The sequence below is a fragment of the Achromobacter sp. SD115 genome, assembly GCF_017355315.1.
Taxonomy (GTDB): domain Bacteria; phylum Pseudomonadota; class Gammaproteobacteria; order Burkholderiales; family Burkholderiaceae_B; genus Achromobacter; species Achromobacter xylosoxidans_B.
The window spans coordinates 119,635-137,716 of record NZ_JADIJM010000007.1; the positions used below are offsets into that span (position 1 = coordinate 119,635).

The window sequence follows — 18,082 nt, forward strand, 5'->3', positions numbered from 1 at the left end:
TGCAAAGGGCAATTTGCATGAACGACTCGCAGATATCGCGAGCTATACCGACGGGAGTCATCATGTCATCGACTACACGAAACCGTGATATAAGCTGGCCGCGGGACGTCGCGCTGCGCTCGTACCCGTACGGACAGCACTTCAGCGCGCAACGCGAAGGTGATCAGTTGCTGCTCTGGCAGGAAGGCTGCGATCAGCCGCAAATCTGGCCGCTGTACGAAGCCGAGGGGACGCTGCTGCTGCAGGCGCCGGATGGCGCTGGCGAAGTGCAGTGGCTGGCGGCCCTGGAATCCACCTTTACCAGTGCCGCCGGCCAGGCGCGCTGCGATATCGTCGCAAGCCAGGTGCCTCGTGCCTTGCTGTACAGCGGCGTAGCGCGCGCGGCGGGCCCAGGCCGCTGGCAAATCGAGCGAGAGGTGCTGTTCCAATACGCGCCGCTATGGCTTACCCATCTCGGACAGCCAACGCCCTTGCGCTATCACCATGACAAGGTCCGCCACCCCTTACGCCCGCCCAAACCGACCGGTTTGCTATATCAGCGCTATATCCCCTGGTTGAAGAAAACCTTCAGCTACCGCGCGCTGGATATTGAGGCTGATCTAGCCCTTTTTAGCCGCTGGATGAACGATCCGGACGTAGTAGTCATCTGGCAGGAAGAAGGTACGCTGGAGCAACACCGCCACTACCTGCAGACCATGGCCGCCGATCCGCATGTCTATCCCATGATCGCCAGCCTGGATGGCGAGCCCTTCGGCTATTTCGAGGTGTACTGGGCCAAGGAAAACCGAATTGGCCCATTTTGCGAAGCGGACGACTACGACCGCGGCTGGCATGTGCTGATCGGTGAGCCGGCCTTTCGCGGCAAGGCCTTCGCCACCGCCTGGCTCACGTCCATCTCCCACTACATGCTGCTGGACGACGCCCGCACGCGTCGTGCCGTGGGCGAGCCGCGGCGCGATCACCTGCAGCAGATCCGCAACCTTGATCGCTCCGGCTACGCCAAGGTCAAGGAATTCGACTTCCCGCATAAACGCGCCCTGCTCGTTACCTTGCTGCGCGAGCGCTTCTTTGCCGATGCGCTGTGGTGGCCGTGCGCCGACGCAGTCTGAGCGCAGTGGAGGTGCCAGGGTTCAGACGCTACTCTCTTGTCCACTGAACCCTGGCAACTCCATATTGTTTTCACTTCACCAGCACCGGCTTGTCCCGGTACCGCTGCGGAAAGGTCTTGGCCAGGTTCTCGACCTTGGGCACGTCGTTGACCATGATGTACATGCTGTATGGATGGCGCACGAGATAGTCCTGGTGGTAGTCCTCGGCGGGGTAGAAGGCCTTCAGCGGCTCTATCGTCGTGGCCAGCGCCTTGGGATAGGCGCCGGCCTTGTTCAACTGCGCGATGTAGGCTTCGGCCACCCTGCGCTGGCTGTCGTCGGCGGGGAAGACCGCGGACCGGTATTGGGTGCCGCTGTCGGGACCCTGGCGGTTGAGCTGGGTCGGGTCATGGGCCACCGAAAAATAGATCTGCAGCAGTTGGCCGTAGCTGACCTGGGCGGGGTCGTAGGTGATCTCGACGGCTTCGGCGTGGCCACTGCGGCCGCCGCTGACGGTGTCGTAGTTGGCGGTGGATGCCTGGCCGCCGGCATAGCCGGAGACCGCCGAGGTCACGCCCTTGACGTGCTGGAACACGGCCTGCACGCCCCAGAAGCAGCCGCCGGCGATGACGGCTTTCTGTGGCGCGGCGGCCGCGGGCTGGTCCAGCGCCGGGGGCGGAATGATGAAGGCCTGTTCGGCGGCGCTGGCTGCGGCGGCGCCCAGCAGGCCGCAGGCGGCGGCCAGCGCGGCGCAGAGTTTTTGGGGCAGGCGGGTGGCGGACATGGTATCTCCTGGTGGCGGAAGGCCGGAAGGTGGGGCCAGATATTCAGGCCTGGGGAGTGAACGCCAGGGCCACGCCATTCATGCAATAGCGTAGTCCGGTCGGACGCGGGCCGTCATCGAAGACATGGCCCAGGTGGCCGCCGCAGTTGGCGCAATGCACGGCGACGCGCGTCATGCCGAAGCTGCGGTCCTTGGTCTCGCCGACGGCGCCGTCCAGCGGTTGCCAGAAGCTGGGCCAGCCGGTGCCGCTGTCGAACTTGGTGGAAGAGGAGAACAGCGGATGGGCGCAGCCGGCGCAGGCGTAGGCGCCCTTGCGATACTCCTTGTCCAGCGGACTGGAATAGGGGCGCTCGGTCGCTTCGCGGCGCAGAACGTCATATTGCTCGCGCGACAGCCGTTCGCGCCATTGCGCGTCGCTCAGCGTGTAGGGAAAGGTCTGGGCGGCGGCGGCCGGGCCGCCGCGCGCGGCCAGGACCGGGGCCAGGCCGGCGGCGATGGCCGCCGCGCCGCCCAGGCCCAGGAACTGCCTGCGGTGTAGTCTCATGACATGCTCCGGATCAGGGCTGCTCGGGTGGGTGTTATTTGCTCATGCCGTCCTTGGACATGCCGCCTTTCGACATGCCGTCCTTGGACATGGAATCCTTGGACATGCCATCTTTCGACATACCGTCCTTGGACATCGAATCCTTCGACATGCCGCCCTTCGACATGCCGTCCTTGGACATGGAATCCTTGGACATGCCGTCTTTCGACATGCCGTCCTTGGACATCGAATCCTTGGACATGCCGCCCTTCGACATGCCGTCCTTGGACATGGAATCCTTGGACATCGAGCCGCCGCCCGTGGCGTCCTTGCTCATGTTGTCGGCGGCGTGGACGGCCGCGGCGCCGAAGGCCAGGCACAGGGACAGCGCGGCGGTGGTAGCGATTTTCTTCATGATGCGTTCCTTTATGGAGTATGAAAGATTCCACCTAGCTGCCGCCGAACCAGTTGTAGCCCTGGTCCTCCCAGTAACCGCCTGGGTAGGTGTTGGTGACGAAAATTGCCTGTATGTGCTTGGGGTTCTTGTAGCCAAGCTTGGTGGGCATGCGCAGCTTCATGGGGAAGCCGTACTCGGGTGGCAGCGTCTGGCCGTCGTAGGTCAGCGCCAGGATGGTCTGGGGATGCAGCGCCGTGGGCATGTCGATGCTGGTGTAGTAGTCGTCGGCGCACTTGAAACCGACGTACTTGGCGTTCAGGTCCGCGCCCACGCGCTTGAGAAAGGCAGAGAACGGCACGCCGCCCCATTTGCCGATGGCGCTCCAGCCTTCCACGCAGATGTGCCGCGTCACCTGGTCGATCTGCGCCATGGCGCGCAGTTCTTCCAGCCGCCAGCGGCGCGTGTCGGCGACCAGGCCACTGACTTCCAGCCGGAACGATTCCTCGTCCACATGCCGCACCTCGTCGATGCCGTAGTAGGCGTTGAACGGGAAGGGCCGCGTGATCATGGATTCGGCATAGGTCGGCGCCAGCTTGTTGGGGTCGAAGATCCAGCCCTGTACCCGGTCGTTGAAGCGCGAAACCGCCGTCAGCGCTTTTTCCACGCTTTCATCGTCCGACAGCGAGCAGCCCGACAGCATGGCCAACCCGCCCAAAGTCAGGCTGCTGCGCAGGAAGGCGCGGCGCGAGGGCTGTTCGATCCGCTTTTCCAGGATCTTTCCGGCTTCCTTGAGGATGGCCGGGCCGTCCAGGCCGGGCAGGGAGGGGCGTTTGTGCTGGCTCACGGAGGGCTCCTTATTTGCCGCGGATCATGGCGATCAGGCTGCGCGGCACCAGCGCCACCATCACCAGGTGGACCGCCACGAACGCCGTCAGCAAGGCCATGGCGGTGAAATGCACGCGGCGCGCGGCTTCGTATCCGCCCATCAGTTCACGCAGCAGGTCGAATTGCACCGACTTCCACAGCACCAGTCCGGACAGGACCAGCACGGCGATATCAACCATCACGAACAGGTAGGCCAGGCGCTGCACCTGGTTGTAGCGGCGCGGGTCGGCGTGGGCGAGCTTGCCGCGCAGCGCCGCGCCCAGGTCGGCGGTCAGGCCGCGGATGCTCAAGGGGAAGAACTTGCGCCAGAGGCGGCCGGTGGCCAGATTCATGGCCAGGTACAGGACACCGTTGAAGAACAGCAGCCACATGCCGGCGAAGTGCCATTGCAGGGCGCCCCCCAGCCAGCCGCCCAGCGTGATCTCACGAGGGAACACGAAGTCGAACAGGGGCGAGGCGTTGTAGATGCGCCAGCCACTGGTGACCATGATGACCACGGCCAGGGCATTGAGCCAGTGCATGATGCGCAGCCAGCCCGGATGGATGGGAGCGTTTGCCGGCGGCATGGACGGCGCGTCGTGGCTTGCGGGAGTGGCCAGCATGGCGGGGCTCCGGAGGGCTTGTTGTCGTTGGAGCCATTCTTCTCCGGGGCCGATACCGAAGTCCTCACGCAAACTTAAATTAATTGTGATAACTCGGCGGCGCGGATTGGCGACAATAGGCGCATAGCCCCTCTATAGAGTTTCCCGCCCATGGACACGCCCCGACGCGTACTCATCGTCGAAGACGACGCCCACATCGCCGAACTGCTGCGCCTGCATCTGCGGGACGAAGGTTATGCGGTGGAGCATGCCGCCGACGGCAACGAAGGCATGCGGCGGCTGGAGGAAGGCAGCTGGGACGCCCTGGTGCTGGACCTGATGCTGCCCGGCATAGACGGCCTGGAAATCTGCAAGCGGGCCCGCGCCATGGCGCGCTACACCCCCATCATCATCACCAGCGCGCGTTCCAGCGAGGTGCACCGCATCCTGGGCCTGGAGCTGGGTGCGGACGACTACCTGGCCAAGCCGTTCTCCATGCTGGAGCTGGTGGCGCGGGTGCGGGCGCTGCTGCGCCGCAGCGAGGCCTTGGAGCGCAATGCGCGCATCGATGCGGGTAGCCTGGCCCTGCATGGCGTGTCCATCGATCCGGTGGCGCGCACGGCCGAGGTGGACGGCCGCCGGCTGGACCTGACGCCGCGCGAGTTCGACCTGCTGCATTTCTTCGCGCGGCATCCGGACAAGGTTTTCTCGCGCATGGATCTGCTGAACCAGGTATGGGGCTACCAGCACGAAGGCTATGAACACACGGTCAATACCCACATCAACCGGCTGCGCACCAAGATCGAGGCGGACCCGTCCGATCCGCAACGCATTCTGACGGTCTGGGGCAAGGGCTACAAATTCGCCGCGGGACCGGCCGGCGCGGGAGGCGCATCATGAAGCGGTTCACGCTCACCCAACGGCTGTCCGCCGTATTCGCCTTACTGCTGTTGGCGTGTTGCGGCGCTTCGGCCTGGCTGCAGATCGCGGCCAATTCCCGCTACGAGCAAGAGGTGGTGCAGCGCCTGTCCAGCGGCCTGGCGCAGCACATCGCCGGCGCCAACGAATTGATGGACACCAATGGCTGGAAGCCCGCCGCGGTGCGTTCGCTGTTCGATATGCTGATGGCGGTGAATCCGGCCGTGGAGGTCTACCTGCTGTCCAACGACGGCCGCATCGTGGGCGATGCCGCGCCGGCCGGTCAGATCAAGCGCGACCGCGTCGACTTGGGCCCCGTCCGGCGCTTGCTGGCGGGCGAGATGCTGCCCATCACGGGCGACGACCCGCGCAGCCTGGACGCGCGCAAGGTCTTCAGCGCCGCGCCGGTGCGCGTGGGCGGGCAGGAGAAGGGCTACGTCTATGTGGTGCTGCAGGGCCAGGCGCACGACGCGCTGGCGATGGCGGTGTCGCGCAGTTCCGTGTTGCGCACGACGTTGTGGTCCATCGCGCTGGTCGCGCTGCTGGGGCTGGTGGCTGGCCTGGCGGCCTTCGCCTTGATCACGCGCCCGCTGCGCGGCTTGACGCGCGCCGTGCGCGCCTTCGACGGCGACGACGGGCAGGCCCTGGCAGCGCTGGAGCGTCCGGGCGACGCCTCGGACCGCAATGGCGACGAGATCGCGGTGCTGCGGCGCAGCTTCGTGCAGATGGGCAAACGCATCTCGGACCAGTGGCGCGAACTGACGCGCCAGGACCAGCAGCGGCGCGACCTGGTCGCCAACATCTCGCACGATCTGCGCACGCCGTTGACCTCGCTGCACGGCTATCTGGAAACGCTGAGGCTGAAGGACCAGTCGCTGGATCCGGATGAACGCCGCCGCTACCTGGACATTGCGCTTGCGCAAAGCCGCAAGGTCGGCCGCCTGGCGCAGGAACTCTTCGAACTGGCGCGCCTGGAGTCCGGGCTGGTGCGGCTCGAACCGGAAACCTTTTCGCTGCCGGAACTGGTGCAGGACGTGATCCAGAAGTTCGAACTGGCGGCCGAAGCCCGCCAGCAGCGCCTGACTACCGACATCCCGCAGGAGCTGCCGCCGGTGCGCGCGGACCTGGGCCTGATCGAACGCGTGCTGACCAACCTGCTGGACAACGCCATCCGCCACAGTCCGCCGGGCGGCAAGATCGAACTGCGGCTGGGCAGCGCGCAGAACCTGGTGCAGGTGCAGGTCAGCGATACCGGTGAGGGGATACCGCAGGCGCTGCGCGCAGGACTCTTCACCCGGGCCAGCGCCTTGAACCGTGGTCCGGCCGATGGCGGCGGCCTGGGGCTGGTGATCGTGCAGCGCATTTTGCAGCTGCATCACAGCGAGATCAGGCTGGTGGACCACGCCGGATCGGGCGCGGTGTTCCAGTTCGACCTGGCTGCCGCGCGTTAGCGTCCCGGCCCTGCGGCACAGGACGCCAGGAGGCGCTGGGCGGCATTTACTCGTCGCGAGCGCCAGGGGTGGCCGCGCGCGCCAGCCGCCGCACCATGCCGCGCGAGGCATCCACCTCCAGGACGTCGCCCGTGGCGACCTGTTGCATGATGCCCTGCACATTGACCACCGCCGGGATGCCGAACTCGCGCGCCACGATGGCGCCATGCGACAGATAGCCGCCAGCCTCCATGACCAGCGCGCCCGCTCGCAGGAACAGCGGCGTCCAGGCCGGGTCGGTGGACGCGGCGACGAGGATGCCGCCCGCCGGCATGGCCAGGCCTTCGGATGGCGTGCGGGCGATGAAGGCGCTTGCCTGCGCGTGGCCGCCGGCGGCGGGGGTGCCGCGCCAGCAACCGGTGGAACCGGAATAGGCAGCCGCAGGGGGCGTCAGCACGGTTGCACCGGCCTCGGCATATTCGGCGATGACGTCCCGATCCGGGGTCGCGGCCCAGGACTCCAGCTGCGCATGGCGTAGGGCGGCGCGGCGGCCCGCGGCGGCGGGAGCCAGCCTGGCTTCGGCCAGGGCGACGAGTTCGGCGGCGGTCAGATGGAAGACGTCGTCCGCGGCGGCCAGGCCGTCTGGACGGACGAAGCGCCGGCCCAGCGCCAGGGCGTTCTTGCGGGCTACCGCCAGATAGGCCACCAGCACGCTGCGCGCGGCTTCGCGCTGCCTGCCTTCGAGGCCGGCCGCGGTCAGCAGCTTGGCGGCCAGCGGCCGTTGCCAGAAAGGCAATGCCGCGCGCAGGCGCTGGCGGGCCTGGCTGGCCGCGCTGTCCTGTCGGGCGCGCAAGGCGCCCAGATCGGCGTCGGCCAGTTGCAGCACGCTGTCCAGCAGGTAGGCGGGGTTTTCGCGCCAGCGCGGGTTGCGCAGATAGGTTTCATAAACGGCGCGGTGGCCATACTGGCGCAGGAAGTCCGCGAAGGCCTGCTTGAAGGGACTGCCGTCCTGCAAGGCGTTGTGCCAGCCGGCGCTGTCGCGCGCCGGATCGCGCAGCCAATCCATGGCCCGCGCGTCGGCGGCGGCCAGCCTGGCCAGCGCCATCAGGGCATAGCTTTGCGCCGCGGTCACGCTGGGTTCGCCGCCGGCCAGCAGCGCGGCCGTGAGCGCGTGGCCTTCGCCCGGGCAGGCTTTCTCAACCATTTCCAGCAGCTTATGCAGCGCGCCGCCGCCTGAACCCTGCAGGAAGAAAAGTTGGTCCGCCGCCAGCACTGTGTGGAACTGCTCCCGCAAACGGGCGCCCAACTCGGCGTTGGACGCGGGCGCGGGCTGGTCCAGCCAGGCCTGGGCGCGGGCGAACAGTCGCGGCAGGTCCAGTTCCGCCTGCTTGCGCAAGGGGGCTGCGCGGCGCAGGTAGCGCAGGATGCGCGCACCATGCCGCAGGCGTTGCGCCAGCGTCAGGGGCGGCACCGCGATCTCGGGCTGGGGGCCGCCCAGCAGCGCATTCATGGCTTTCGGGGGCACGCCCAGCGCGTCATGGCCGACCCACTGGATGACGGAGGCGTCCAGATAGACCCGACCCTGGAACAGTGCCGCCAGCCGTACGCCCGGCAGGGTGGCGTAGCCGCTGAGTTCAAAACCCGTGGTCAGCATGCGTTGCGCCATGACGCGGCCCGTATCCCATTCCAGCGCCGACAGGGCCAGCGGCAGGACCTCGCGGGTGTTGCCGCGCGACCAGTACGCGGGCTGCGCGCGCAACGCCGGATAGGTATGGCGCGCCGCCGCGGTGATGGGGCGGGCCTGCACGATCCAGAAGTGCCGTCCATCCCAGACCCATTCGATGTCGTAGCCGCCTCCGGCATAGTCCAGGGCGCGCGCCGCGTCGCGCACGATGTTGCCCAGGGCTTCGGCCTGCGTGTCGGTCAGCACGGCCTGGGCCGCGCGCGCGGCGGGCGTGGGCGCAAGCACGGTGCCCGAGACGCCGGCGGGCTGGCTGGCGTGGTGCTTGGCGCCGATGCGCCGTTCGGCCAGCGGCCAGGCCTGGCGCAGATAGTTTTCGCGCAGGCGATATTCGTCGCCGTCCGCCTCGCCGTCCACAAGCGATTCGCCCAAGCCCCAGTTGGCGTGGATGAGCATCTCGTCATGCCGTCCCGAGACCGGGTCGATGGTAAAGGCGATGCCGGAGGCGACCGCGTCGATCAGCGGCATGACGACCACCGCCATGCCGGCGGGGTTCAGTCCCAGCTTCTGCCGGTAGGCGCGGGCCTGCGGCGTCCATTGCGAATCCCAGATCTGCCGGACGGCGTCGATTGCCGCTTCGGCGCCGCGCACATTGAGGCAGGACAGATGGATACCCGCGAACGAAGCGCCCGCCGAGTCTTCCTGGGGGGCGGACGAACGCAAGGCCAGCGGCCGCTCGAGCCAGCCGCGCGCAGACAGTGCATCGCGCAGGGCTTGGGCCACGGCGGGCGGCGGCGGTTGGCCCGGCTTGCGGTCCAGGCTGAGCGCGGCGGGCAGCACGAAGCCGTCCGGCATAGGCACGCCCAATTGGGCCATGCGGCCCAGCTGCCAGCCCTTGCCGCCCGCGGCCTGGGGGCCGGCCAGGGCAGCGCCGGCCCAATCCAGCACGGCGGCAGTCATGGCGCGGCCGCGGGCGCCACGCCGCGCACGAAGAGGCTGATGGCGGCGTCGAACTCCGCCTTCAGGCTGGCGCCGGGCAGGTCGAGCCAGCGCAGCATCGCGCCCAGGTACAGGAATTGGAGCTGGTGGGCCAGTTGACTGGCGGCAAGATCGGTCCGGGCCTGGCCAGCGGCCTGCGCCTCTTCGATCAGCGCGCTGTACAGCGCCTGCATGCCGCTGCGCGGATAGCGGTCGTCGTCGCGCGTGCCGGGCTGCAGCGTCGACAGCCGGTAGCGCAGGTAGGGACCCAGATAGGCGCGGTGCGATTCGGACCAGTGCGCCGAGGCATGCAGCAGCCGCGTCAGGCGCTGCGCGAGGGAAGGCAGGGCGCGCAGCGCGGGCTGGAGCGCGTGGACACTGGCGGCCAGTTCCTCGTGGAAGCGATGCGCGAGCAGGGCTTCCTTGACGGGAAAATGGTTGTAGAGCGTTCCCTTGGACACGTCCGCCTGAGCGGCGATCTGTTCCATGGTGACTGCGTCATAGCCCAGGGTTTCGAATAGCCGCCAGGCCGTTTGCGCCAGATGGTCCAGGGTCTGCAGGCGCTTGCGTTCGCGGCGCCCGGCTTCGGGAGCCGTGGATTCGGAGGGGGGCAAGGCGGAAGAGTCCATGGGCACGAAAATAATTGAACGAAGAATAATATTGTACGTCGTTCAATTATTTTCCGAAAGCCCGCCAGAAAGCCGTCGGTCTTAAGCCGTGGCGGGCATCTCGCCGTGCAGCAGGTAGTCCATCAATTCGCGCACGGAGCGCATGGCGCTGCCGAAGGGCAGCTTGGAGGCGCCGCGGAAGAACAGCCCGCGGCTGACTTCGCCGCGCATGGCGGCCGCCAGCTTCAGGTCGATGCAGAATTGGCCGAAGCGCGAAAGGCCGTCGCGCAGCCCGCATTGCGTCAGGCAGTCCATGCGCTGGCTGCAGCGCCGCGCGTCGCAGCGGGTGTTGGCCTGCAGCGTTTTTTCCTGGCGCAGATAACGCGTCAGCCACGGCGTTTCCACGGCGCGGGCGGGCAGGCCCGCCACGCTGGTGAATTCGGCCAGCTTGTCCGGATCGGCGTCGATCAGCACGCGCTTGAAGTTCTCGTGCGCATCGCCTTCCTGGGTGACGGCAAAGGCCGTGCCGACCTGCACACCGTCGGCGCCGTTGGCCAGCCAATGGCGCACCTGCTCGTGGCTGCCCACGCCGCCCGCCACGATCAGGCGCGGCGCGTCCGAACCCAGCGCCAGTTCCTGGAACAGCTTGTGGCAATCGGCCAGCACGTGCTGGAAGTCGAAGCGTTCGCTGTGGATGTCGTCCAGACGGGCCGCGCCCAGATGGCCGCCGGCATGGCCGGGGTGTTCGATCACCACGGCGTCGGCCATGCGGCCCTTTTTCATCCATTTCTTCAGCACCACGGCCACGCCGCGCGCCTCGGACAGGATCGGCACCAGCGCGACCTTGGGGTAGTCGGCGGTCATCTCGGGCAGGTCCAGCGGCAGGCCGGCGCCCATGACGATGGCATGGGCGCCGCTTTCGCAGGCCTGACGCACCAGGGCGGGATGGTCGCGCACCGCCTTCATCACGTTCACGGCCACCAGGCCGCGGCCTTGCGCCGTGTCCAGCGCCGCGCGTATTTCGCGGTCCAGGGCTACCTGGTTGGCGCCGTCGATGACGTCGCGGTCATGGCAGCGCTCGGTTTTTTCCATCAGATCGGGATGGTGATGGCGCAAATCCACACTGGCGATGGTGCCCATGGCGTTCTGGCTGGCGACCGCGCCGGCCAGGCGATGGGCGGATACGCCGACGCCCATGCCGCCCTGGACAATGGGCAGCAATTCGCGTCCGGCGAGGGTGAGTGATTTGAACCACGTCATGATGAGTCTTTCCTCTTTTCAAGTGGACAGAGGCTAGAGCAAGGGGGAGCGGGTCGCCTTGCGCAGGATCAAGCGGAGCAGCACCCCGCTCAGCGATAGGCGAACTCTTCGAACCATTGCATCAGCAGCGCCAGGGCCGGCGCGCCGAGCGCGCGTACCGGCGGCGCGTCGGGCGAGCGGCGCGCGCCCTGCACGGCAAAGCGCCGCACGCCGCGGCGCGCCAGTTCGCGCGCCAGCGCCAGCAGCCGGGTTTCGTCCAGCCAGTCCGGATGCCAGGTGATGCGGCACTCGAAGTCGACGCCGGCCGCCAGCAGCTGCGCCAGGCATGCCAGCGCGGGGCGCTGCGAATCGCGCCGCCCGGTAATGTCGTCATAGCCCTGGGCGTCGGCCTTGATGTCCAGGCCGACCCAGTCGAGGTGCCGCAGCACGTCGGCCAGGCGCAGGGGATAGATGCCGGCGGTATGCAGCCCGACGCGGTAACCCATGCGCCTGACGTCGCGGATCATCTGCGGCAGGCGCGGCTCGCTCAAGGGCTCGCCGCCGGAGAACACGATGGCGTCCAGCAGGCCCTTGCGCGTTTCCAGGAAGACGCGCGTCTCGCGCCAGTCGTAGCGTGCGGCGCGGGTCTGCAGTTCGACGTTGTGGCAGTAGTGGCAGCGCCAGGGGCAGCCCGCGATGAATACGACCGCGGCCAGCTGCCCCGGCCAGTCCACCGTGGAAAAAGGCACCAGCCCGCCGACCGCGGGCGAATGCCGCGGCAGGGGCTGGGCCACCGGTTGCGGCGGCGCCGGGTAGGCCGGCCGCGCCGTCAGCCGCCGCGTGCCCGGGCCGCAGCCCGGGGTGGACGCGGCGGCTTGCGGTGCGCCTTCAGGCGCTGCGTTCGACGAAGAAGCGGCGTTCATTGAATTCGCCTTGTTTGCCGGTGTTGAAGGAAGCGACGGGGCGGTGGTAGCCCATGACGCGGGTCCAGATCTCGCAGCGCACGCGCTGGCTGTCGTCCAGCCGCAGGGCGGGAGCGGTGGTGACTTCGGGAGCGATCAAGGTTTGCATGGCGGTTCCTCAGGGAGTGAATGCCGGGCGGCTGCCCGGCGGTCCGGTCGGGGCCTGTCGTCGTGACCAGGTCCTAGGCCGGGGTGCAGCATGCCGATTGCTTGGCCAGCAGCTCGGCATCGCATTTCGGGCAGAACTCGTGGTGCCCCGCCAGATAACCGTGGTTGGGGCAGATGGAGAAGGTCGGCGTGACCGTGATGTAGGGCAGCCGGAAGTTCGACAGCGCGCGGCGCACCAGCTGCTTGCACGCGGCGGCGGACGACACGGCCTCGTTCATGTACAGGTGCAGCACGGTGCCGCCGGTGTACTTGCCTTGCAGCGTTTCCTGCAGTTCCAGCGCATGGAAGGGATCGTCGGTGTGGCCCACCGGCAGCTGGCTGGAGTTGGTGTAGTAGGGCTGCGTCTCGCTGCCCGCCTGCAGGATGGCGGGATAGCGTTTGCGGTCTTCGCGGGCGAAGCGGTAGGTGGTGCCTTCGGCGGGCGTGGCTTCCAGGTTGTACAGATGGCCGGTCTCTTCCTGGAATTCGGTCATGCGGGCGCGCACCCGGTCCAGGAGGCGGACGGCCAGGGCGTGTCCCGCCGCGGAGGTGATGTCCTCGGCGTCGTCCGTGAAGTTGCGGACCATCTCGTTGATGCCATTCACACCCAGCGTGCTGAAGTGGTTGCGCAGGGTGCCGAGGTAGCGGCGGGTATAGGGATAGAGGCCTTGGTCGATATAGCGCTGCACCACCTTGCGTTTGGTTTCCAGCACGTCGCGGCCCAGCTCCAGCAGGTGGTCCAGGCGCTGCATCAGCCGCGCTTCGTCGCCGCGGCAGGTGTAGCCCAGGCGCGCGCAGTTGACCGTGACCACGCCGACCGAGCCGGTCTGCTCGGCCGAGCCGAACAGGCCGTTGCCGCGCTTGAGCAGCTCGCGCAGGTCGAGCTGCAGGCGGCAGCACATCGAGCGCACCATGTGCGGTTCCAGGTCCGAGTTCAGGAAGTTCTGGAAATAGGGCAGGCCATAGCGCGCCGTCATCTCGAACAGGCGCTCGGTGTTGGGGTGGTCCCAGTCGAAGTCGGGCGTGATGTTGTAGGTCGGGATGGGGAAGGTGAACACGCGGCCCTTGGCATCGCCGGCCATCATGACCTCGATGTAGGCGCGGTTGATCATGTCCATCTCGGTCTGCAGTTCGCCGTAGGAGAACGGCATTTCCTCGCCGCCGATGTACGGGATCTGCTCTTTCAGGTCCGGCGGGCAGGTCCAGTCGAACGTGAGGTTGGTGAAGGGCGTCTGCGTACCCCAGCGGCTGGGCACGTTGAGGTTGTAGATGAGTTCCTGCATGGACTGCTTCACTTCCGCGTACGTCATGGCGTCGCGGCGGATGAAGGGGGCCATGTAGGTGTCGAAGGAGCTGAACGCCTGCGCGCCGGCCCATTCGTTTTGCAGCGTGCCCAGGAAGTTGACGATCTGGCCGATGGCCGCCGACATGTGGCGCGCCGGCGTCGCTTCCACCTTGCCGGGGATGCCGTTGAAGCCTTCGGTCAGCAGTTGACGCAGCGACCAGCCGGCGCAATAGCCGCTCAACATGTCCAGGTCGTGGATGTGGATGTCGCCTTCGCGGTGGGCGCGGCCGGCTTCGGGCGCGAACACGTTGGACAGCCAGTAGTTGGCGGTGACCTTGCCCGCCACGTTCAGGATCAGGCCACCGAGGCTATAGCCTTGGTTGGCGTTGGCGTTGACGCGCCAGTCGCGCTGGTCCAGGTATTCCTCCATGGCGCTTTCCACGTCCACCAGCGTGTGGCGCAGCGAGCGCAGCCGGGCGTGCTGTTCGCGGTGCACGATGTAGGCGCGCGCGGTGCGCCAGTGGCCCGCCTGGACCAGGGCTTCCTCGACGCGGTTCTGGATGGTTTCGACGCCGGGGCAAGGGTTGCCGGCCAGCGCGGCGATGACGCCGTCGGTCAGCGTTTGCGCGCCTGCCAAGTCCAGTTCCCCGGTGCTCTGGCCGGCCGCCGCCATGGCTTGGGCGATCTTGTCGCGGTCGAACGCCGCGACCCGGCCGTCGCGCTTGAGGATGTGCTGGATATGCATGACTGACACCATATGTAGTAGGGTGTGAAAACTCTACCACCACATATGGTGCGCGTATCGCCCCGTTCGCCCAGGATGTCAGTCTTGCTTGATGCGCGTCAAACGCGCGCTTCGGAAGCTTTGGAAACTTCAGAAACCGATGCCGACCCCGGCCAGGGATATCGCCACGGCCAGCGCGGCGGTGCGGGCCGCCGGGCGGGGTGCCCAGGACAGCATGCCGACCCAGAGCAGGGCGCCGGCCGAGAGCCAGCCCAGCCATGCCACCACGCCCACGGTATTGCCCCACAGCCCGACGCAGGGCAGCAAGGCCAGCGCCAGCAGCAGCACACCCGCGCCGCGCAGCACGCGGGTGTGGCCGGCGGACGGATCGCGTCCCCAGATCTGGTCGTAATGGCGCGGCATGGCCAGGCTCAGGCAAGCCATGCCCGAGTAGGTCAGCAGCAGCGCCATGGAAATTGCGTACAGGTCGTTGATGTTCATGCGGCCGCCTCTGCGTCACTGCGGGGATTGCGCCGGGCGGGCGCGCTTGCGGGCCGCCGCCACAACAACAGGGCCGCCCAGCCCGATAATACGCCGAACGCGACGGACGTCAGTTCGACGCCCGCGCTTTCCCAGTCGCCGCGGGCGATCTGCGCCAGGGGATGGTCGCCCAGCGTGACGAGCGACAGCGCCGGCAGCAGCAGGCACAGCGCCGACAGCAGGGCCAGTTGCGAGATCCAGGCGCGGCGCGGGCTGCACAGCCAGGCATGCGCCAGCGTCAGCGCCCATATGGCGAAGAAGCAACGCAGCTCCCACAGCGCGCGGTTTTCCAGCGCCACGGGCAGCAGGCGGTTGGCCCAGAAGTAGCCGATGCAGGCGATGGCCAGTCCGGCCAGCGCGGCCACGTTCAAGCCTTCTATCAACCGGTACACGCGCGCCGTCGCGCTGCCGAATTCGCCGCCATGTTTGGCGCGGCGCTTGACCATGAACAACAGCGCGCCCGTACCCATCATGGCCGCGCCGGCCAGGCCGCAGATGAAGTACAGCCATTTCATGGCCAGGCCGCCGAACTTGACCATATGCAGACCGCTCATCACCTGGAATGTCAGGGAAGGCGCGCCGCCGTGGACCCCGCCTGGAGACCGTACGCGCAGCAGTTCGCCGCTGGCGGAAAATTCGGCCATGCCGGTGGTGGCGCTGAGGTTCCGGGCGTCGTCGGTGGCTTCATTCCAGCCATAGACGCCGATGCGCATGGAGCTGTCTTCGGGGTTGTTGATGACGATGGCGCGCGCCGTCTGCCCGATCAGTTGCTCGCCGCGGGCCACGATGGGTTCCAGCGCCGGCATGCGCTGCGCCGCGCCGGTGCGCGCAGGCCGGTCCTCGCCGGACAGTTCGGCCAGAAACAGGCGGCTGGCCCGCGGGTCGGCGCCATAGGTTGCCGCTATGGGGGCGGGCATCAGTATCGCGCTGGATATGACGATGCCGGTGTAGGCAATCATGAACTGGAAAGGCAGGGTCAGGACCGCCACCGCGTTGTGCGCGTCCAGCCAGGAGCGCTGGCCCTTCTTCGCGCGGAAAGTGAAGAAGTCCTTGAAGATGCGCTTGTGCGTGACCACGCCCGAAATCAGTGCGACCAGCATGGCCATGCTGGCGAAGGCCACGATCCACAAGCCCAGGCCGGCGTCGTGCAAGGTGTAGTGGAAATCCACGAAATGCGAGCCGCCCTGCGTGGCGCGGACTTCGGCCTCGTGGTGGTCGTCAAGTTCCGCGCCCGTGTCGGGGTCCAGTTCGGCGTCGGCATACTGGCCGTTCTTGTCGAACCAATAGGCCGTCAGCCCGTTGTCGTGAAAGCGGTCGACCGGCCAGATCTCCCACATGCCTGCGCCCGCATGGTTGCGGGCCATATAGTCCACGGCCAGTTCCAGCCTGCGGGCGCGGTCTACCGGGACGCTTTCCTTTTGCGCGGCCCGTGCTTCCGCCTCCTGGTGCTCGGGCGTCATCCAGTGCGTGATGGGTTCGGAGAATACGGCCAGCGAGCCCGTCAGGAAGACGGCGAACAGCTGCCAGGAAAACCACAGGCCGACCCAGGTGTGGAGCCAGGCCATGGACAGGCGGAAACCGGATTTCAGGACGAGCCTCTTTCTTGTTGGCGCCGTCGCGAGCCGGACGGTCTGATTTTATTGAGAATAGTTCCAATTCTAGTCTAAATGGGGACGAGGTTGTCCGTGTCGCTGCCCTGTATCTATTGCTTCGGCCGCGGCAATCGGCGCAGGCCGCCCCGGCGGAGCCGCAGATGCTAGAGCCGGGCATGGCGGTTGCTGGGGAGGCGTTCCATCCGCATATCCGCCGCGGGCATGCGCGGATGCCCACGTGAACGAAAGAGGAGCACCCAATGAAACGCAAAGCCGGAAATACCTCGCAAATCGAGGAGTTGCTGTATCAGGCCCTGGAAACCGAGATAGGAGGCCTGGCCGTGTATGAAACCGCCGTGTCCTGCGCGGTGAATGAGGATCTGAAGAAGGAATGGCTGGGCTACCTGGAAGAAACGCGCACCCATCGTCGGGTGCTGTTGACGGTGTTCGAGCAGTTGCGCCTGGATCCGGAGGCGCAACCCCCGGGCAGGCAGGTGGTGCGCCATATCGGCGAATCGCTGGTCAAGGCCATGAAGATGGCGATCAACGCAGGCGACCCGGACGCTGCCCAACTGGTCGCCACTGAATGCGTGGTGCTGGCCGAAACCAAGGACCACGCGAACTGGTCCCTGATCGGCGTGATCGCCGAGCAGCACAGCGGCGACCAGGCCAAGGTGCTCAAGCAGGCGTATGACGCCGTCGCTACGGACGAGGACCACCACCTCTATCACACGCAAGGCTGGTCGCGCGAATTGTGGATCCACTCTTTGGGATTCCCTGCGGTGCTGCCGCCTCCCGAAGAGGTCAAGCAGGTGGAGACCGCCATTGGCGCATCGCGGGCCGAGCAGGCGCGCGGCAAGATGCTGAGCCACTAGGAGATTTCGATGCCAGGCAAGAAAGCAGCAGGCAAGCGCGGCGTGGACGCGGCCAAGAGCGTGTCCGCATTCATCGATGCCCTGGCCAGGCACCACCATCCCGAAAGGGAGACGTCGCCGCCCATGGTGTGAGAATGCCCAGGCGCCAGCACGGGTGCGGACGCCTCTTGACAAGCCACATGCGCCTGCCAATACTGCACTGGCAAGTCGGGGCGAGCGCGCTTGGCGCTTGCCGTCCTTCAGACAAGGGGGCTGTATGCGTCGCGCGTCCGTTTTGCCTATGTACCGTTGGGGTTGGCTGTCGGCCAGCCTTTTTTTGTGGGCTGCCTGTTTTTTCCTGGCGCCACAGGCCAGGGCGGAGTCCGCGGCCGAGCTCAGCCGGGAGGCGCGCAGCGCGCTGGATCGCCTGTACCAGCAGGAACCCAGGACACGTGAACTGGGCAAGAAGGCGGTGGGCGTGCTGGTGTTCCCCCGCATCCTGAAGGGCGGCCTGCTGGTCGGCGCGGAAACCGGCAACGGCGCGCTCATCCGGGGCGGCAAGGTCCAGGGTTACTACAACATATCGGCGGTCTCGTTCGGCCTTCAGGCCGGCGCGCAGGAGTTCAGCTATGCGCTGTTCTTCATGAACGAGCCGGCGCTGCAGTACCTGGACCAGAGCGACGGCTGGTCGCTCGGCGCCGGCCCCAGCCTGGTCGTGGTGGACGACAGCTATGCCGCCAGCATTACCACCACCACCCTGAGCCAGGATGTATACGCCGTGCCATTCGGCGGACAGGGACTGATGGCCGGCATGGGCCTGCAAGGGTCCAAGATCACCCGCACCCAGCCGGACTGAGGCCAGGCGC

General features: G+C 67.1%; 19 protein-coding genes. 6 read left to right on the forward strand and 13 right to left on the reverse strand.

Features of this window, described 5'->3' with window-relative positions; all coding sequences use genetic code 11:
• The first annotated feature begins 62 nt into the window (after nucleotides 1-62).
• Nucleotides 63-1,109: a GNAT family N-acetyltransferase gene (locus tag IPU70_RS12320; RefSeq protein WP_207467613.1), complete on the forward strand. Its 1,047-nt coding sequence runs from the start codon at nucleotides 63-65 to the stop codon at nucleotides 1,107-1,109.
• Between the two features lie 70 nt (nucleotides 1,110-1,179).
• Here IPU70_RS12320 and msrA read toward each other — a convergent pair whose 3' ends face one another.
• The 5 genes from msrA to IPU70_RS12345 are packed head-to-tail and all read right to left on the reverse strand — an operon-like array spanning nucleotide 1,180 to nucleotide 4,279.
• Nucleotides 1,180-1,872, reverse strand: a complete 693-nt coding sequence (gene msrA, locus IPU70_RS12325; RefSeq protein WP_207467614.1) for a peptide-methionine (S)-S-oxide reductase MsrA — start codon at nucleotides 1,870-1,872, stop codon at nucleotides 1,180-1,182.
• Nucleotides 1,873-1,915: 43 nt separating this feature from the next.
• Nucleotides 1,916-2,416 (reverse strand): peptide-methionine (R)-S-oxide reductase MsrB, encoded by a 501-nt coding sequence (gene msrB / locus IPU70_RS12330; protein WP_207467615.1) that lies wholly within the window; start codon nucleotides 2,414-2,416, stop codon nucleotides 1,916-1,918.
• A gap of 34 nt (nucleotides 2,417-2,450) precedes the next feature.
• Nucleotides 2,451-2,810, reverse strand: a complete 360-nt coding sequence (locus IPU70_RS12335) for a pentapeptide MXKDX repeat protein (RefSeq protein ID WP_207467616.1) — start codon at nucleotides 2,808-2,810, stop codon at nucleotides 2,451-2,453.
• Between the two features lie 34 nt (nucleotides 2,811-2,844).
• A complete protein-coding gene (locus IPU70_RS12340) occupies nucleotides 2,845-3,636 on the reverse strand; it encodes a molybdopterin-dependent oxidoreductase (RefSeq protein WP_207467617.1) in 792 nt (263 codons plus the stop codon).
• 10 nt (nucleotides 3,637-3,646) lie between these two features.
• Nucleotides 3,647-4,279: a cytochrome b/b6 domain-containing protein gene (locus IPU70_RS12345; protein WP_207467619.1), complete on the reverse strand. Its 633-nt coding sequence runs from the start codon at nucleotides 4,277-4,279 to the stop codon at nucleotides 3,647-3,649.
• 150 nt (nucleotides 4,280-4,429) lie between these two features.
• Here IPU70_RS12345 and IPU70_RS12350 point away from each other — a divergent pair, with 150 nt between their 5' ends.
• A complete protein-coding gene (locus tag IPU70_RS12350; protein WP_207467620.1) occupies nucleotides 4,430-5,158 on the forward strand; it encodes a response regulator transcription factor in 729 nt (242 codons plus the stop codon).
• On the forward strand, nucleotides 5,155-6,627 hold the full coding sequence (locus IPU70_RS33085; protein ID WP_207467621.1) for a HAMP domain-containing sensor histidine kinase: 1,473 nt from the start codon (nucleotides 5,155-5,157) through the stop codon (nucleotides 6,625-6,627). The genes IPU70_RS12350 and IPU70_RS33085 overlap by 4 nt, the downstream gene beginning before the upstream one ends.
• A gap of 46 nt (nucleotides 6,628-6,673) precedes the next feature.
• Here IPU70_RS33085 and IPU70_RS12360 read toward each other — a convergent pair whose 3' ends face one another.
• The 8 genes from IPU70_RS12360 to IPU70_RS12395 all read right to left on the reverse strand — a co-directional run bounded on the left by IPU70_RS12360 (nucleotide 6,674) and on the right by IPU70_RS12395 (nucleotide 16,335).
• Nucleotides 6,674-9,247: a PEP/pyruvate-binding domain-containing protein gene (locus tag IPU70_RS12360; RefSeq protein WP_207467622.1), complete on the reverse strand. Its 2,574-nt coding sequence runs from the start codon at nucleotides 9,245-9,247 to the stop codon at nucleotides 6,674-6,676.
• Complete coding sequence (locus tag IPU70_RS12365) at nucleotides 9,244-9,879, reverse strand: TetR/AcrR family transcriptional regulator (RefSeq protein ID WP_371818922.1); 636 nt, start codon at nucleotides 9,877-9,879, stop codon at nucleotides 9,244-9,246. The genes IPU70_RS12360 and IPU70_RS12365 overlap by 4 nt, the downstream gene beginning before the upstream one ends.
• Nucleotides 9,880-9,975: 96 nt before the next feature.
• On the reverse strand, nucleotides 9,976-11,133 hold the full coding sequence (locus IPU70_RS12370) for a nitronate monooxygenase family protein (protein WP_013393549.1): 1,158 nt from the start codon (nucleotides 11,131-11,133) through the stop codon (nucleotides 9,976-9,978).
• Between the two features lie 89 nt (nucleotides 11,134-11,222).
• Nucleotides 11,223-12,035, reverse strand: coding sequence for an anaerobic ribonucleoside-triphosphate reductase activating protein (locus tag IPU70_RS12375; RefSeq protein ID WP_207467624.1), 813 nt, complete (start codon nucleotides 12,033-12,035; stop codon nucleotides 11,223-11,225).
• Nucleotides 12,001-12,183 (reverse strand): anaerobic ribonucleoside-triphosphate reductase, encoded by a 183-nt coding sequence (nrdD, locus tag IPU70_RS12380; RefSeq protein ID WP_013393551.1) that lies wholly within the window; start codon nucleotides 12,181-12,183, stop codon nucleotides 12,001-12,003. Before nrdD ends, IPU70_RS12375 begins: the two co-directional genes overlap by 35 nt.
• A gap of 73 nt (nucleotides 12,184-12,256) precedes the next feature.
• Nucleotides 12,257-14,251, reverse strand: coding sequence for a ribonucleoside triphosphate reductase (locus IPU70_RS12385; RefSeq protein WP_041655537.1), 1,995 nt, complete (start codon nucleotides 14,249-14,251; stop codon nucleotides 12,257-12,259).
• Nucleotides 14,252-14,380: 129 nt separating this feature from the next.
• Nucleotides 14,381-14,731: a DUF3325 domain-containing protein gene (locus IPU70_RS12390; RefSeq protein WP_207467625.1), complete on the reverse strand. Its 351-nt coding sequence runs from the start codon at nucleotides 14,729-14,731 to the stop codon at nucleotides 14,381-14,383.
• Nucleotides 14,728-16,335 carry a PepSY domain-containing protein gene (locus tag IPU70_RS12395; protein WP_207467627.1) on the reverse strand — a complete coding sequence of 536 codons (1,608 nt, stop codon included), beginning with the start codon at nucleotides 16,333-16,335 and terminating at the stop codon, nucleotides 14,728-14,730. The genes IPU70_RS12390 and IPU70_RS12395 overlap by 4 nt, the downstream gene beginning before the upstream one ends.
• A 287-nt stretch (nucleotides 16,336-16,622) precedes the next feature.
• Between IPU70_RS12395 and IPU70_RS12400 the strand changes: the two genes are divergently transcribed.
• The 3 genes from IPU70_RS12400 (at nucleotide 16,623) to IPU70_RS12405 (ending at nucleotide 18,072) form a co-directional block, all read left to right on the forward strand.
• Complete coding sequence (locus IPU70_RS12400; RefSeq protein WP_207467628.1) at nucleotides 16,623-17,237, forward strand: hypothetical protein; 615 nt, start codon at nucleotides 16,623-16,625, stop codon at nucleotides 17,235-17,237.
• 9 nt (nucleotides 17,238-17,246) lie between these two features.
• The gene (locus IPU70_RS32980; RefSeq protein ID WP_256439234.1) at nucleotides 17,247-17,369 is read left to right on the forward strand and encodes a hypothetical protein; all 123 of its coding nucleotides are present in this window, start codon (nucleotides 17,247-17,249) and stop codon (nucleotides 17,367-17,369) included.
• A gap of 148 nt (nucleotides 17,370-17,517) precedes the next feature.
• On the forward strand, nucleotides 17,518-18,072 hold the full coding sequence (locus IPU70_RS12405) for a YSC84-related protein (RefSeq protein WP_193353249.1): 555 nt from the start codon (nucleotides 17,518-17,520) through the stop codon (nucleotides 18,070-18,072).
• The last annotated feature ends 10 nt before the right edge of the window (nucleotides 18,073-18,082 follow it).

Bases quoted from the DNA above. Each gene is read 5' to 3' on its own strand.
- IPU70_RS12320 (WP_207467613.1), top strand. From the start codon at position 63: ATGTCATCGACTACACGAAACCGTGATATAAGCTGGCCGCGGGACGTC.
- msrA (WP_207467614.1), bottom strand. From the start codon at position 1,872: ATGTCCGCCACCCGCCTGCCCCAAAAACTCTGCGCCGCGCTGGCCGCC.
- msrB (WP_207467615.1), bottom strand. From the start codon at position 2,416: ATGAGACTACACCGCAGGCAGTTCCTGGGCCTGGGCGGCGCGGCGGCC.
- IPU70_RS12335 (WP_207467616.1), bottom strand. From the start codon at position 2,810: ATGAAGAAAATCGCTACCACCGCCGCGCTGTCCCTGTGCCTGGCCTTC.
- IPU70_RS12345 (WP_207467619.1), bottom strand. From the start codon at position 4,279: ATGCTGGCCACTCCCGCAAGCCACGACGCGCCGTCCATGCCGCCGGCA.
- IPU70_RS12350 (WP_207467620.1), top strand. From the start codon at position 4,430: ATGGACACGCCCCGACGCGTACTCATCGTCGAAGACGACGCCCACATC.
- IPU70_RS33085 (WP_207467621.1), top strand. From the start codon at position 5,155: ATGAAGCGGTTCACGCTCACCCAACGGCTGTCCGCCGTATTCGCCTTA.
- IPU70_RS12360 (WP_207467622.1), bottom strand. From the start codon at position 9,247: ATGACTGCCGCCGTGCTGGATTGGGCCGGCGCTGCCCTGGCCGGCCCC.
- IPU70_RS12370 (WP_013393549.1), bottom strand. From the start codon at position 11,133: ATGACGTGGTTCAAATCACTCACCCTCGCCGGACGCGAATTGCTGCCC.
- IPU70_RS12375 (WP_207467624.1), bottom strand. From the start codon at position 12,035: ATGAACGCCGCTTCTTCGTCGAACGCAGCGCCTGAAGGCGCACCGCAA.
- nrdD (WP_013393551.1), bottom strand. From the start codon at position 12,183: ATGCAAACCTTGATCGCTCCCGAAGTCACCACCGCTCCCGCCCTGCGG.
- IPU70_RS12385 (WP_041655537.1), bottom strand. From the start codon at position 14,251: ATGCATATCCAGCACATCCTCAAGCGCGACGGCCGGGTCGCGGCGTTC.
- IPU70_RS12390 (WP_207467625.1), bottom strand. From the start codon at position 14,731: ATGAACATCAACGACCTGTACGCAATTTCCATGGCGCTGCTGCTGACC.
- IPU70_RS12395 (WP_207467627.1), bottom strand. From the start codon at position 16,335: ATGGCCTGGCTCCACACCTGGGTCGGCCTGTGGTTTTCCTGGCAGCTG.
- IPU70_RS12400 (WP_207467628.1), top strand. From the start codon at position 16,623: ATGAAACGCAAAGCCGGAAATACCTCGCAAATCGAGGAGTTGCTGTAT.
- IPU70_RS32980 (WP_256439234.1), top strand. From the start codon at position 17,247: ATGCCAGGCAAGAAAGCAGCAGGCAAGCGCGGCGTGGACGCGGCCAAG.
- IPU70_RS12405 (WP_193353249.1), top strand. From the start codon at position 17,518: ATGTACCGTTGGGGTTGGCTGTCGGCCAGCCTTTTTTTGTGGGCTGCC.